Consider the following 14,061-nt stretch of genomic DNA (forward strand, 5'->3'; position numbering starts at 1 on the left):
CGCGGTTCCGCCGCCCGGACGGGCTCGTCTCGTGAAGGAGCCTTACGGCTGGCCGAGCGTGAAGGTCACGGTGCGGCCGACCAGGTCGGACGGGGGACGCGGAACGTCGGTGTTCTTGGCGGCGCCCTTCACGGCGGTGTCGAAGTCGGCCGAGCCGCTGGTTTCAGCGATCTGCACGGCGTCGGCGCCGGCCGAACCGAGGCGCAGCTTGATCTTCACGCTCTTGCCGTCGTCGGCCAGGCCGGCGGCCTCGACCTTGGCCTGCAGGGCGGCCTTGGTCTTCGCCACCCAGGCGTCGGAGGCCGGGCTGGCGTTGGCGGCGGAGGCGCCGAGGGCGGCGATCAACAGGGCGCCGGCGAGGGGGAGGATGCGGTTCATGACAAGGTCCTTTTTGTTTCCGGGGGAGGAAATTTCCGACGCTTTCACGCCGTCTACACTGAGGTAGAGGACAACAGGTATGCGAACGGATGCGGACGGTGGCATTAAGTCTTAGTAACGTCGGACACGCCTCCGCGAGCGCGCCAAACCCTTAGAAATCCTAGGGTTTCGCTGCATTGCAGCAAAGACTTGGCGAACCCGGCGCAGGGTGTGCTAGAAGGTCCGACCCGGATTGAACGGCCCCTCCCGAGGGCCGGCGTGGCCAAGAACCTAAAGGTGTCGTCGATGACGCAAATCAAGTCGGTCGGCGTGATCGGCGCCGGCCAGATGGGCTCCGGTATCGCCCACGTCTGTGCTCTGGCCGGTTACGAAGTGCGGCTGCATGACCTCGAGCGCGCCAAGATCGACGCGGCGCTGGAGAACATCGAGCGCAACATGAGCCGCCAGGCGGCGCGGGGCATCATCGATGCGGCCGCCGTCGCCCCGGCCATGGCCCTGATCAAGCCGACCGACGATGTCGCCCTGATCGGCGCCGCCGACCTGGCCATCGAGGCCGCCACCGAGGACGAGGACGTCAAGAAGGCCATCTTCCGCAGCCTGGCGCCGCACCTGGGCGAGCACACCCTGCTGGCCTCCAACACCTCCTCGATCTCGATCACCCGCCTGGCCTCGACCACCGACCGGCCGGAGCGGTTCATCGGCCTGCACTTCATGAACCCCGTGCCGCTGATGAAGCTGGTCGAGGTCATCCGCGGCATCGCCACCGACGTCGACACCTACGAGACGGCGGTCAACTTCGCCCGCAGCCTGGGCAAGACCACCACCAACGCCGAGGACTTCCCGGCCTTCATCGTCAACCGCGTGCTGGTGCCGATGATCAACGAGGCCATCTACACCCTCTACGAGGGCGTCGGCACGGTGGAGAGCATCGACACCGCCATGAAGCTGGGCGCCAACCATCCGATGGGTCCGCTGGAGCTGGGCGACTTCATCGGCCTGGACACGGTGCTGAGCATCATGAACGTGCTGCACGAGGGCCTGGCCGACTCCAAGTACCGCCCCTGCCCGCTGCTGGTGAAGTATGTCGAGGCCGGCTGGCTGGGCCGCAAGGCCAACCGCGGCTTCTACGACTACCGCGGCGAGACGCCGATCCCGACGCGATAGGGCTACCAGATCGTCGGTATGCCATAGGTCGGGATCGTCCGGTCCTTGGTCACCAGGGTCGCCCCTTCAATCCTGGCCTGTGCGATCATGAATCGATCAAACGGATCGCCGTGAATTCGCGGCAGCTTGCCGGCCAGGATGGCATGGCGCTCCGTCAGGGGCAGCCAGTCCATGTCCATCTGACGCAGGATCGGCGTAAGTTGCACGGGCAGCGCGGCGAGGTCCGGATCGCGGTCACGCTTGAGTTCGATTTCGTAGGCCGCCAACACACTGACAAGCAGTTGGTTGTCGCGATCCTCCAAAAGGCCCCGGACCTGTTCGCTGAGAAGATCCGGAGCCCTCACCGCCCAGATCAACACGTGGGTGTCGAGCAACAGCCTCATTCAGGACAAATCGGTGCTTTTTCCCAAGCTTCGAGCCAGGCTTCCATCTCCGGGTCGGGCTGCAGGAACAGGTCGGGGTCTTCAAGTGGGCCTAGGTGCGCCCAGGCGCCAAGCTTGCGAGGCCCCTTCGGCGTCACGGTCGTGGGGACGATCCGGGCGACCACCTTGCCATTGCGCGCAAGAACGACCTCTTCTCCCGCTTCCGCGCGGGTGACGAGCTCGGAGAGCTTTCCCTTGGCCTCGGCGATGTTCATCTGGATCGTCATAGGCCGATCCTAGCATAAATGCTCAAGTTGGTCCAATCAGTTGGTCCAACTCCTCGACTACCTCGGAAACGGCGTCGGCGCGATCTGGGCGCAGGCCGCGTCCAGGGTCTCGCCCGACGACCCCAGCAACTTCAGATCAGCCTTCGCATCCAGCAGATATTCCCGCGCCCCGTCGCTCAACACCTGACCGCCGGCTCGCAGGCGCGGCGGCGCCCCCTTGTCGCTGGCCGCCCCGCGCGTCAGCCGCCACAGCTCGCCCTGCCGGCTCCAGCGCAGCTCGAACACCTGCGGCTGGCCGCCGCCGGCCGGGGTCAGGGCGCCGGCGCAGAACAGGTCGTAGTGGGTGGCCGTGGTCAGCGGCTTGCCGGCCGCCTTGCTGGCGCGGGTGATGCTGTACTCGGCCCAGTCGAGCGTCGCCCCCTCGCCCGGCTCGCCGTTGAAGACGAACACCGGCGTGCCGCCCTCGTAGCCGGGGTATTGGGCCATCGCCTTCTGCATCCGCGCGTCCAGCGCCGCCAGCTGGGCGTCCTTGTCACAGGCGCGCCAGGCCTTCATGTCGATGCCCGCCTTGGCCACCGCCTCCTCGGCCCAGCCGGCCGTGTCGAGCAGCTGCTGGCCGTAGTCGTCCTGGTCCTCAGGTCCCTTGAGGAGTTTCGGCCGGGTGCGGAACAGGGCGTCGGCGGCGGCCCAGTAGCGGTCCTTCGGGGCGCAGCGGGCGGCGGCGACGCCGGCCCGGGCCAGGTTGGCGTGGCCCGCCTGGAACTCGACGAACACCAGCCGCACCTTGCCGGTGTCGATGTAGCGGCGCTTCAGCTCGGGAAATTCCTTGGCGTACCAGTCGATGCAGTGCGGACAGCCGAACGACAGATAGGCCTGCATGGTCACCGGCGCGCCGGCGTCGCCCAGCGTGCGCGCCTCGGCGAAGACCGGAATCTTCGGCGTCTCCTGCGCCAGAACCGGCGCGCCAAGCAGCAGGGCGGTCAGCAGGCCGGCGAGGCCGCGCAACATCGGACGCAAAGTCAGTTCCTCTTTGGGCCTCAGGCCCACCCCAGCGCCTTGGCGACGTTGAAGGTAATGAACGAGGCCAGATAGGCCAAGGCCAGCATGTAGAAGAACATCACCGCTGGCCAGGTCCAGCTGTTGGTCTCGCGCTTGACCACGCCCAGGGTCGCCACGCACTGCGGGGCGAAGACGTACCAGGCCAGGAAGGAAAGGCCCGTGGCCAGCGACCAGCGGGTGCGCACGATGCCCTCCAGGATCGACAGGCCCGAACCCTCGACATCGCCGACCGAATAGATGGTGCCCAGCGTCGCCACCGCGACCTCGCGGGCGGCCATGCCGGGGATCAGCGCCACCGACATTTCCCAGTTGAAGCCGATCGGGCGCAGCAGGGGCTCGATGGCGTGGCCGATCATGCCGGCAAAGCTGTAGTCGATGGCCGGCCCGGTGGCCCCTTCCGGCGGATAGGGGAAGGTCGACAGGATCCAGACCAGCACCATCAGCGGCAGGATGATCCGCCCGGCCCGCTCGATGAAGATCCAGGCCCGCTGCCACAGCTGCCGCGCCACCTGGGCGGCGTCCGGCGTCTTGTAGGCCGGCATCTCCATCATGAAGGGCTCCGACCGCGTGCGCCAGAACAGCCGCTGGATGACGAAGGAGACCACCAGGGTGGCGACGATGCCGGTGGCGTAGAGGCCGAACATCACCATCCCCTGCAGGCTCATCCAGCCCCAGACCTTGGTGTTGGGGATCAGGGCGGCGATGATCAGGGTGTAGACCGGGATGCGGGCCGAACAGGTCATCAGCGGCGCGACCAGGATGGTGGTCAGCCGGTCGCGCTTCTGGTCGATGACCCTTGTGGCCATGATGCCGGGGATGGCGCAGGCGAGGCTCGACAGCAGCGGCAGGAAGGTGCGCCCGTGCAGGCCGGCGGCGCCCATCAGCTTGTCCATCAGGAAGGCGGCCCGGGCCATGTAGCCGGTGTCTTCCAAGAGGATGATGAAGAAAAACAGGATGAGGATCTGCGGCAGGAAGACCACCACGCTGCCGACCCCGGCGATCAGGCCATCGACGATCAGGCTCTGGGCCAGACCGTCGGGCAGCACACCCGCGACCAGGGCCCCGAGCCCCAGCACCGCGCCTTCCAGGAGGTCCGCCAGCGGCGTCGCCCAGGTGAACACCGCCTGGAACATCAGAAACAGGATGGCGAACAGGATGGCCAGGCCGGCCACCGGATGCAGCAGCACCCCGTCGACCTTGCCGGTGAAGGTGTCGGGACGCTCGGCCGGTTTCACATAGGTGCGCAGGATGCGCTGGGCCTCGCCGTGGGCGGCGCGGATCTCGGCGGCGCTCGGCTCGCGCCAGACGTTGGCGTTCTCGGCGTGCTGTTCGAACAGCGCCTCGGCGGCGGCGACCAGGTCGTCGATGCCGCGCTTGCGGGTGGCCACGGTGGTGATCACCGGCGCGCCCAGTTCCTTCGACAGCCCCTCGACGTCGATGCGCAGCCCCTGGCGCTGGGCGATGTCGAACATGTTGAGGGCCAGCACGAACGGCCGCCCGACCTGTTTCAGCTCCAGGATCAGCCGCAGCACTAGCCGCAGGTTGGTCGCGTCGGCAACGGCGATCAGCACGTCGGGCTCCTGCTCGCCGGCCAGGCGGCCGAGCACCGCGTCGCGGGTGACCTCCTCGTCGGGGCTGCGGGCCCGCAAGCTGTAGGTGCCGGGCAGGTCGAGCACGCTCAGATGCCGGCCGCCGGCCGTGGTCAGATGGCCTTCCTTCCGCTCGACGGTGACGCCGGCGTAGTTGGCGACCTTCTGGCGGCTGCCGGTCAGGGCGTTGAACAGGGCGGTCTTGCCGGAATTGGGATTGCCCACCAGCGCCAATCTCGCAGTGGAGGGGCGCGCCGGCGAAAGAACTGCGTCAGTCAAACTTCACCTCGATCGCCCGCGCCTCGCGCCGGCGCAGCGCCACCCGCATGTCGTCCAGCTTCACGGCGATCGGATCACGCCCGAAGGCGCCCTCATGCAGGATCTCGACCCGCGCCCCCTCGACGAAGCCCAGCTCCAGCAGCCGCCGCTCCAGCTCCTCGGGGCCCAGCACCCCGGCGTCGGCCAGGCTGCCGTCGACCAGCACGATCACCCCCGGCCGGCCGACCGGCGCGGCGCTGAGCGGCTCGCCCGTCTGAACCCCTGAAGCACTCGCCGACTCTGAGAAAACCTTGGACATCGCCATCCCGGAAAAACTTGCGAACCGTTATCAGGTCGCATGGACGGTGTCGATGCGGTTGCGAGTCGCGTGCAAATTTCCCGCTCGGTTTCTGCAAAGACTCCCCAAAGACTCCAATGCGTCGTTAAGACCTTGGACACCATGATGTCCGGTCGCCGATACTGATCGGGCGATTCGCAAGCGTGGGACGATGCGCAAGCTTACCCTGGGGCTCCTGACCGGTCTGTACCTCACCCTCGCCTTGCTGGCGGCGGTGTTGATTGGCCGTCTGGCGCCGCAGGCCGGCGTCTCCATCGGTCTGGCGGCCTTCGTCGGCGCGCTCGGCCTCTGCTTCGCCTTCCACGGCCTCATCGCCATGGCCCTCGACAACGCCCGCCTCAGCGACGAGATCGGCAATGTCCGCGAGGCCAACCAGATCCTCGCCGACCAGCTGGAGCGGGTCGACGCCCGCCTTGGCGACATCGTCGAGACCGTCACCCTCGACGCCGCCCGCCGCTCCGAGGAACTGACCAGCGAGGTCCACCAGCTGGAGGACCTGGTCCAGAAGCTTGGCGACCGTCTCGAAGACCAGCTGTCGCACCAGGTCAGCGCGGCCCGCACCCCGGGCCGCGGCCGCAACCCGCAGTCGGCCGCCCTGCTCGACACCGTCCGCGACGCCCTGGCCGACAACCGCGTCGACCTCTACCTGCAGCCGATCGTCTCCCTGCCCCAGCGCCGCACCGTCTTCTACGAGAGCTTCAGCCGCCTGCGCGACGAGACCGGCCGGGTGATGATGCCGGCCGAATACCTGTCGGTGGCCGAGCCGATGGGCCTGGTCGCCGCCATCGACAACCTCTTGCTGTTCCGCTGCGTGCAGATCGTGCGGCGCCTGGCCCGCCAGGACCGCAAGGTCGGCATCTTCTGCAACATCAGCCTGGCCAGCCTGTCGGACGAGAGCTTCTTCCCGCAGTTCCTGGAGTTCCTGTCGGCCAACAAGGACCTGGCCGGGGCCCTGATCTTCGAACTGGGTCAGGCCGCCTTCGACCAGCGCGGCCCCATCGAGGCCCGCCACATGGCCCGCCTCGCCGACCTCGGCTTCCGCTTCAGCCTCGACAAGGTCGTCGACCTCGACCTCGACTTCCAGGACCTGGCCCGCGCCGACATCAAGTTCATCAAGGTCGGCGCCCAGATGCTGCTCGACCAGCTGGAAGAGACCGAAGGCCGGCTGATCATCCGCAGCCTGCCGGACCTGCACGCCAGCGACTTCGCCCGCCTGACCCGCCGCTACGGCGTCGAGACCATCGTCGAGAAGGTCGAGAGCGAACGCCAGATCGTCGACATCCTCGACCTCGACATGGCGTTTGGACAAGGCCACCTGTTCGGCGAACCCCGCGCCATCCGCGACGCCGTCCTGGCCGAAACCGACATGCCGGTCGACCTGATGCAACAGGCCATCCTGCGCCGGGCCGGGGCGCGCTAGCGACCCCTACCCCCTCAATCCCGCTCATCCCGGCGAATGCCGGGACCCATTTCATAGAGCGCCATCGGCCAGGATTCGTGCCTTCAGGCACGGCGAGGTCCGGGCTGGGGCAATCATAGCCGTGCCCAAGGGCACGCTCACTTGACAGCGAGCCCTACGAAATGGGTCCCGGCATTCGCCGGGATGAGCGGAAATTGGGGAAAGGGTCCGACCGTCGATTGGACCGAGACCCCCTACCCCCGCAAAATCTTCCCCATCGCCCTGCCCTTGGCCAGTTCGTCGATGAGCTTGTCCAGGTAGCGGATCTCCCGCATCAGCGGCTCGGCCACCTCTTCGACCCGCACGCCACAGACCAGGCCCTTGATCTCGCCCCGCGCCGGGTTCAGCCGGGCCTCGGCGAAGAAGGTCTCGAAGTCCGTCTTCGCGGCCAGGTGGGCGTCGAGCTCCTCCTGGCTCAGCCCGGTCAGCCAGCGGATGATCTCATCGACCTCCGCCTTGGTCCGCCCCTTCCGCTCCGCCTTGGCGACATAGAGCAGGTACACGCTGGCGAAGCTGGTCGTGTAAATCCGGTGCTTGGTCATTCCACCCTCAACCCGCCGCCCTCGTTGACCCCAGCCTACCGCGTTTTGCCGCTCCAGGCTTCCCGCTCGGCGAAGACGCGGGTGACCTCGGCCATGTTCTCCGTGCCCCAGGAACAGAGCGGCACCAGGGCCTCGGCCAGGCTGTGGCCCAGCGGCGTCAGGCCATAGTCCACCCGCGGCGGGATTTCCCGGTAGTCGGTCCGCTTCACCAGGCCGTCGGCCTCCAGCTCCTTGAGTTGCTGGATCAGCATCTTGTCGCTGACGTCGCGCACGGCCCGTCGCAGCTCGCCGTAGCGGACCCGGCCGCCCTGGGCGAGGAAGTAGAGGATCAGCGGCTTCCACTTGCCGGCGATGACCCGCAGGGTGGCGTCGAGGCCGCAGGTAAAACCAGGCAGCGTCGGGGTGCAGGTCTGGCCCGCTGCGGGGGCCGCCGGGGGAATGGGCGAGGTCGGGGTTGAGGCTTCTGACGACATTTCCAGGTACTTACCAAAAGGTGCATACTTGTCCATAGGTGGGCAAGCGCCCAGCTCAGTGCAACCTCAATGAAGGAGCACATCATGAGCAGATTACAGGGCAAGACCGCGGTGATCACCGGCGGCGGCAGCGGCATCGGCCTGGCGGCCGCCGAGCGGTTCATCGCGGAGGGCGCCTTCGTCTACCTCTTCGGGCGACGGCAGGCGGCGCTCGACGCCGCCGTGGCGCGGCTGGGGTCCTCGGCGCGGGCCGTGGCCGGCTCGGTGACCGATCCGGCCGACCTGGAGCGGCTGTACCAGGCGGTGAAGGCCGAGCGGGGCGGCATCGACATCCTGTTCGCCAACGCCGGGACCGGGGCGGTGGCGCCGCTCGGCGAGATCACGGCCGACCACTACGACCAGACCTTCGACGTCAATGTGAAGGGGCTGTTGTTCACCGTGCAGCAGGCCCTGCCCCTGATGTCGGACGGCGGCTCGATCATCCTCACCGGCTCGAGCGCCGGGGTCATGGGAACGCCGGGCTTCAGCGTCTACAGCGCCACCAAGGCGGCGATCCGCAACCTGGCCCGCAGCTGGTCGCTGGACCTGCGCGGTACGGGCATCCGCGTCAACGTCCTGTCACCGGGCCCGACCCGCACGGACCTGGCGCTGGACGTCATGGGCGAGGAAACCATGGCCGCCCTGGGCGCCACCACCCCCATCGGCCGCATCGGCGACCCCGCCGAAACCGCGGCGGCGGCCGCCTTCCTGGCGTCGTCGGACAGCAGCTTCATGACCGGGAGCGAGGTGTTTGTGGATGGGGGGTTGGCGCAGGTGTGAGGCGGTGGGGGACAGGTGCGCCTGTCCCCCTTTTTGCTCCCTTGTTCCAGAGGTTGAACCAGGCTTTGGATTCCTCTCTGGGCGATCATTGTCACACTCGGTTCGGCGACCTGCATTTGGGCTTGGAGTTGGCTGACGTCGGTTGGCCGCGCCCGCCAGTCCGGCGGGACCGCCTCGACGTTCTACTCTTCCGCTGCTACCGGTAGGCCGTCAGTAGGGGGGAGCCGCCAAGGCGGTTCAAGGCGTACACATGGCGATCACATTGAGCGCTGACCACACGGTCGCTTCGGGGACGGTCGTCAACGTTTCCTATGTCCAGGGCGATTACCTGGCGCAGTACGGCTATCACCTGTCGCCCGCCCAGGCGCAGATGCTGTTCAGGAATAACGGCGAGATCCGCTTCGTCTCGACCGACTCCAACGCCATCCAGTTCTTCATCGTCTTCGCCGACCAGGGCAATGCGATGGGCGAGACCGCCGGGACCTACTGGATCCACAACAATGGGCTGATCTACGGCTCCAACCCGAACACCTACATCCACGCCATCTATGCGGCGGGCGCGCCGGTGCTGAACACCGGCCGCATCATCGTCGCCCAGGCCAGCACCGCGATCGGCGTCGACATGGGCGCCCAGCGGTCGGTCGTCGACAACCGTGGCCTTGTCGAGGTCAACGCCACCGGCAAGGCGTTCGGCGTCTACAATTACAATGGCGGCGTGGTCTACAACTACGGCGACATCGTCGTCACCTCGCACGGCGACACAGCTGCCGGCGTCAGTATGGCCGCCACCGGCGGTTCGCTGTTCAACTACGGCCGCATCCTGGCCACCGATCTGGGCCCGGGCGGCGACCAGTATTCGGTCGGCTTCAGCTATTTCGGCATCGGAGCCGACCAGCCGATCGAGATCGTCAACTTCGGAGAGATCGTCGCGCGCACGGCCATCTTCGAACGCAACAACTTCAACGGCGGCGAGTCCAACGGCGTCACCGTCCGCAACCACGGAACCATCACCGGCGACATCCGCGTCGATGAGGGGCGGGACCTGGTCATCAACACCGGCCTGATCACCGGGGTCGTCGATCTCGGCTCCCAGAACGACCGCTACGACGGCCAGTACGGCCGTATTGTCGGCGACCTGATGGCCGGCGACGGGGCCGACCTGGTGACCGGCGGCGCCTCGACCGACCGCGTCTTCGGCCAGGGCGGCGACGATGTCCTGTCCGGCGGGGCGGGCGACGACCTGCTGGTCGGCGGGTTGGGCGGCGACCGCCTGCGCGGCGGCATCGGCGACGACCGGCTGGAAGGCGGCGCTGGCATCGACATCGCCGACTACAGCCAGGCCGCCTCAGCCGTCACCGTAAACCTGGCCCTCGCCCAGCAGGCGGCCGGGCCGGAGGGCGCCGACACCCTGGTCTCCATCGAACATGTCGTCGGCTCGGCCTTCGATGACGTGCTGACCGGTATCGCCGGGCCGGTGGACGGGGCGGCCGATCTGATCAAGGCCCACGGCCAGCGCAACAACACGATGCGCCGCGCCATCTCCCTGGACGGCGCCTTCGACCTGGTCGCCAATCCCGAGATCGCCAGCGCCACCACCATTCCCCACGCTACCGTCCAGGCGACCAGCGATGGCAGCAACAGCTACTTCAGGCTGACCGCCTCGACCGCCGGGCAGGTGCTGACGGTGGACATCGACAACACCGCCGCCCCCGGCGACCTGTGGATCGATCTGCTCGACGCCAGCGGCGCAGTGATCGCCTGGAACGATGATCACACGGCCGGCGCCGACCCCGGCAGCGACACCGCCAACGACCCCTATCTGTCCTTCACCCTGCCGACAGCGGGCGTCTACTACGTGATGATCCGCCAGTACGGCGGCAGCTCGGTCTACAACGAGAACAGCTACACGCTGAACGTCTCGCTGACGGGCGCGCCGGTCGTCGCCGCCCGCGCCACCGGCGGCCGGCTGGAGGGCGGACGCGGCAACGACCAGCTGACCGGCGCGGCGGCCGACGATGTGCTCGACGGCGGCAAGGGCGCTGACATCCTGCGCACCGGGGCCGGCGACGACCGCATCCTCTACCGGGCCGGCGATGGCCAGGACACCGTGCTCGACTTCACCGCCGGGGGGGTCAACGACCGGATCGAGGTGCGCGGCTATGCCGCCTATCGCGAGCTGCTCCAGGAAGGCGCCGACACGCGGGTGGTGTTTTCCGACACCGACAGCATCCTGCTGAAGAATGTCGCCAGGACCGCGCTGACCGCCGCCGACTTCCAGTTCGTCGCCTTCGTGCGGCCGACTCCGCTGATCGACAAGGTCTACGCCGGCGGCGCCAACAATGACGTGCTGGGCGGCGAGGGCACGAACGACCGGATGGACGGCGGGGCCGGCGACGACAAGCTGTTCGGCTGGAGCGGCGACAATATCTACAACGGCGGTTCGGGCGCCGACATGCTGGCCGTCGGCGGCGGCAACGACATCGTCGAGGACTACAACCTCGCCGAGGACGACCTGCTCTTCTACGGCTACACCAGCATCCTGGCCATGCGCCAGGAGGGCGCCGACGCCTTCATCCAGCTTGATGAATTCTCATCAGCCCTGATCCTCAACGCCGACATTCTCAACCTCGGCGCCCGCTACGCTGCGGGCGGACCCAACGTACCGTGGCCGGCGTTCCGGCCACCGCTGGCTCCGGTTCCGCCGACGCCGCCGACGCCAGCCCCACCGCCGCTGCCCGCCGTGTCGGGCACATCGGCGGGCGAAACTCTGACCGGTGGCGATCAGGCCGAGTCCATCCAGGGCCTGGCCGGTGACGACGTCATCTGGGGCGGCGGCGGCGACGACATCATGGCCGGCGGGACCGGCAACGACCTGTTCGCCTTCAGCGACGCCCTCGGGACCGACACGGTCACCGACTTCGCGGCCGGCGGGACCGAGGACCGGCTGGAGTTCCATGGATTCTCCGGCTTCCTCGAGCTTCGCCAGGACGGGGCCGACGCCATCGTCGTGCTGTCGACCGACCAGTTCGTACGGCTCCGGAATGTCGATCTGCTGTCCCTGACGCACGACGATTTCAGGTTCCTGCCGAACAGCGCGCCGCCCCCTCCGCCACCCCCGCCTCCTCCTCCTCCGCCGCCCCCACCGCCCTCCGGCGGCGTGGTCCCGGGCGACCAGGCGACGCTGACCGGCAACACCAGCGCCAACACCATCAACGGCACAGGTCTCTGGGAAACCATCCAGGGCCTGGACGGCAACGACACCCTCAGCGGCCTGGGAGGCTCGGACCGCCTGGAAGGCGGCGCCGGCGCCGACAAGCTGAACGGCGGAGACGGCGACGATGTGCTGATCGGCGGCGCGGGCCAGGACACCCTGACCGGCGGCGCGGGCGCCGACATCTTCGTTGTCGGACCTGGCGATGGCGCGACCAACACCATCGCGGACTTCCAGCTGGCCGCGGACAGGCTCGACATCAGCGCCTTCAACAGCTTCAGCGTCACCCAGATGGCGGCCGGGGCCAAGCTGACCTTCTCCGACGGCAGCGCGGTGACCCTGACGGGCATCCAGGCCAGCCAGGTGAGTTCCATCAACTTCATCACCGGGCCCAGCCCGCCGCCGCCGCCGCCGCCGCCTCCTCCGCCTCCGCCGCCGCCGCCGCCGACCTACGCGCTGCAAACGGGCACGTCCGCCGGCGAGACCCTGACGGGCACGACCGGCCGCGACGAGCTACAGGGCCTTGGCGGCAACGACACCCTCACGGGCGGCGACGCCGATGACCTGCTGATTGGCGGAGAGGGGGACGACGCCCTGACCGGCGGCGCGGGTTCGGACATCCTCACCGGTGGAACCGGCATCGACCGCTTCATCGCCGTCGCCGGCGGCGGGGCCGACACGGTCACCGACTTCAGCGTCGGAGCCGACCGGCTCGACATCACCGGCTTTGGAACCTGGGCCGCGGCCCAGGACGGCAGCGATGCCGTCGTCACGGTTGGAACCGGCACGGGGATCAGCTTCCGGCTGACCGGCGTCACGGCTTCGACGCTGACAGAAGCAAGCTTCCTCGGTCTGCCGCCCCCTCCTCCCCCTCCTCCTCCTCCTCCTCCTCCTCCTCCTCCTCCGCCTCCTCCTCCTCCTCCTCCTCCGCCTCCGCCGCCCCCGCCGCCCCCACCGCCCTCCGGCGGCGTGGTCCCGGGCGACCAGGCGACGCTAACCGGCAACACCAGCGCCAACACCATCAACGGCACAGGTCTCTGGGAAACCATCCAGGGCCTGGACGGCAACGACACCCTCAGCGGCCTGGGAGGCTCGGACCGCCTGGAAGGCGGCGCCGGCGCCGACAAGCTGAACGGCGGAGACGGCGACGATGTGCTGATCGGCGGCGCGGGCCAGGACACCCTGACCGGCGGCGCGGGCGCCGACATCTTCGTTGTCGGACCTGGCGATGGCGCGACCAACACCATCGCGGACTTCCAGCTGGCCGCGGACAGGCTCGACATCAGCGCCTTCAACAGCTTCAGCGTCACCCAGATGGCGGCCGGGGCCAAGCTGACCTTCTCCGACGGCAGCGCGGTGACCCTGACGGGCATCCAGGCCAGCCAGGTGAGCTCCATCAACTTCATCACCGGGCCCAGCCCGCCGCCGCCGCCGCCTCCCCCTCCTCCGCCTCCTCCGCCTCCGCCGCCGCCGCCGCCGCCGCCGCCGCCTCCGCCTCCTGGGCCGACGGTTCCGGGCGAGCAGGCGACTCTGGTCGGCACGATCAGCGCCAACACCATCAACGGCACGGATATGTGGGAGACTATCCAGGGTTTGGACGGCAACGACACCTTGAACGGCCTGGGCGGCTCGGACCGCCTCGAAGGCGGCGCCGGGGCCGACAAGCTGTCCGGCGGCGAGGGCGACGACATCCTCATCGGCGCCGCGGGTCAGGACACCCTGACTGGCGGCGCGGGCGCCGACATCTTCGTCATCGGGTTGGGCGACGGGGCCAACACCATCGCCGACTTTCAGGATGGCGTCGACCACATCGATCTGAGCGCTTTCGGCGGCTACAGCACGATCGGCCAGCTGGCGGCCGGGGCGAAGATCACCTTCGCCGACGGCAGCTATGTCATCCTGACCGGGATGCAGGCGTCCAACCTCTCAGCAGCGGACTTTATCGGCCTACCGAGCCCGATGCCGGTCCAACCGACCAAGGGCGAGGGCGACTGGCTGTTTTAGGAAGCGACCCCGCCGGGGTGAGTGACTGCCTTGCGGACATCGAGCCCTGTCGACTCCTCGACACCTCGGCCAGGTTCCGCTTTCCAGCGGACAAGGAC

12 protein-coding genes are annotated in these 14,061 nt (G+C 68.3%); 4 read left to right on the top strand and 8 right to left on the bottom strand.

Annotated elements, in window-relative coordinates; all coding sequences use genetic code 11:
- Positions 1-42 precede the first annotated feature (42 nt).
- A complete protein-coding gene (locus AC1RSK_RS08390) occupies positions 43-378 on the bottom strand; it encodes a TonB C-terminal domain-containing protein (protein ID WP_492907040.1) in 336 nt (111 codons plus the stop codon).
- Positions 379-663: 285 nt separating this feature from the next.
- Here AC1RSK_RS08390 and AC1RSK_RS08395 point away from each other — a divergent pair, with 285 nt between their 5' ends.
- A complete protein-coding gene (locus AC1RSK_RS08395) occupies positions 664-1,542 on the top strand; it encodes a 3-hydroxybutyryl-CoA dehydrogenase (protein WP_492907041.1) in 879 nt (292 codons plus the stop codon).
- A gap of 2 nt (positions 1,543-1,544) precedes the next feature.
- Here AC1RSK_RS08395 and AC1RSK_RS08400 read toward each other — a convergent pair whose 3' ends face one another.
- Genes AC1RSK_RS08400 through AC1RSK_RS08420 form a run of 5 tightly spaced genes read right to left on the bottom strand, consistent with a single transcriptional unit; the run spans position 1,545 to position 5,416 of the window.
- Positions 1,545-1,925: a type II toxin-antitoxin system VapC family toxin gene (locus AC1RSK_RS08400; protein ID WP_492907042.1), complete on the bottom strand. Its 381-nt coding sequence runs from the start codon at positions 1,923-1,925 to the stop codon at positions 1,545-1,547.
- Positions 1,922-2,191: a type II toxin-antitoxin system Phd/YefM family antitoxin gene (locus tag AC1RSK_RS08405; RefSeq protein WP_492907043.1), complete on the bottom strand. Its 270-nt coding sequence runs from the start codon at positions 2,189-2,191 to the stop codon at positions 1,922-1,924. The genes AC1RSK_RS08400 and AC1RSK_RS08405 overlap by 4 nt, the downstream gene beginning before the upstream one ends.
- Positions 2,192-2,248: 57 nt before the next feature.
- Entirely contained in the window at positions 2,249-3,199 is a 951-nt protein-coding gene (locus AC1RSK_RS08410; protein WP_492907139.1) for a DsbA family protein, read from the bottom strand.
- A 29-nt stretch (positions 3,200-3,228) separates the two neighbouring features.
- Entirely contained in the window at positions 3,229-5,064 is a 1,836-nt protein-coding gene (gene feoB, locus AC1RSK_RS08415) for a ferrous iron transporter B (RefSeq protein WP_492907044.1), read from the bottom strand.
- A 46-nt stretch (positions 5,065-5,110) separates the two neighbouring features.
- Positions 5,111-5,416, bottom strand: a complete 306-nt coding sequence (locus AC1RSK_RS08420) for a FeoA family protein (RefSeq protein WP_492907045.1) — start codon at positions 5,414-5,416, stop codon at positions 5,111-5,113.
- A gap of 190 nt (positions 5,417-5,606) precedes the next feature.
- Between AC1RSK_RS08420 and tipF the strand changes: the two genes are divergently transcribed.
- Positions 5,607-6,875 carry a flagella assembly cyclic-di-GMP phosphodiesterase TipF gene (gene tipF, locus AC1RSK_RS08425; RefSeq protein WP_492907046.1) on the top strand — a complete coding sequence of 423 codons (1,269 nt, stop codon included), beginning with the start codon at positions 5,607-5,609 and terminating at the stop codon, positions 6,873-6,875.
- 233 nt (positions 6,876-7,108) lie between these two features.
- Here the strand turns inward: tipF and AC1RSK_RS08430 are convergent, their stop codons facing one another.
- On the bottom strand, positions 7,109-7,456 hold the full coding sequence (locus AC1RSK_RS08430) for a DUF2200 domain-containing protein (RefSeq protein ID WP_492907047.1): 348 nt from the start codon (positions 7,454-7,456) through the stop codon (positions 7,109-7,111).
- A gap of 35 nt (positions 7,457-7,491) precedes the next feature.
- A complete protein-coding gene (locus tag AC1RSK_RS08435; RefSeq protein ID WP_492907048.1) occupies positions 7,492-7,929 on the bottom strand; it encodes a winged helix-turn-helix transcriptional regulator in 438 nt (145 codons plus the stop codon).
- An 84-nt stretch (positions 7,930-8,013) separates the two neighbouring features.
- On the opposite strand from AC1RSK_RS08435, the gene AC1RSK_RS08440 reads away from it, so the two are divergent.
- On the top strand, positions 8,014-8,748 hold the full coding sequence (locus AC1RSK_RS08440; protein WP_492907049.1) for an SDR family NAD(P)-dependent oxidoreductase: 735 nt from the start codon (positions 8,014-8,016) through the stop codon (positions 8,746-8,748).
- Between the two features lie 250 nt (positions 8,749-8,998).
- Positions 8,999-13,963 (top strand): M10 family metallopeptidase C-terminal domain-containing protein, encoded by a 4,965-nt coding sequence (locus AC1RSK_RS08445; RefSeq protein ID WP_492907050.1) that lies wholly within the window; start codon positions 8,999-9,001, stop codon positions 13,961-13,963.
- The last annotated feature ends 98 nt before the right edge of the window (positions 13,964-14,061 follow it).

This window comes from Caulobacter sp. GW821-FHT11A05, assembly GCF_058809015.1.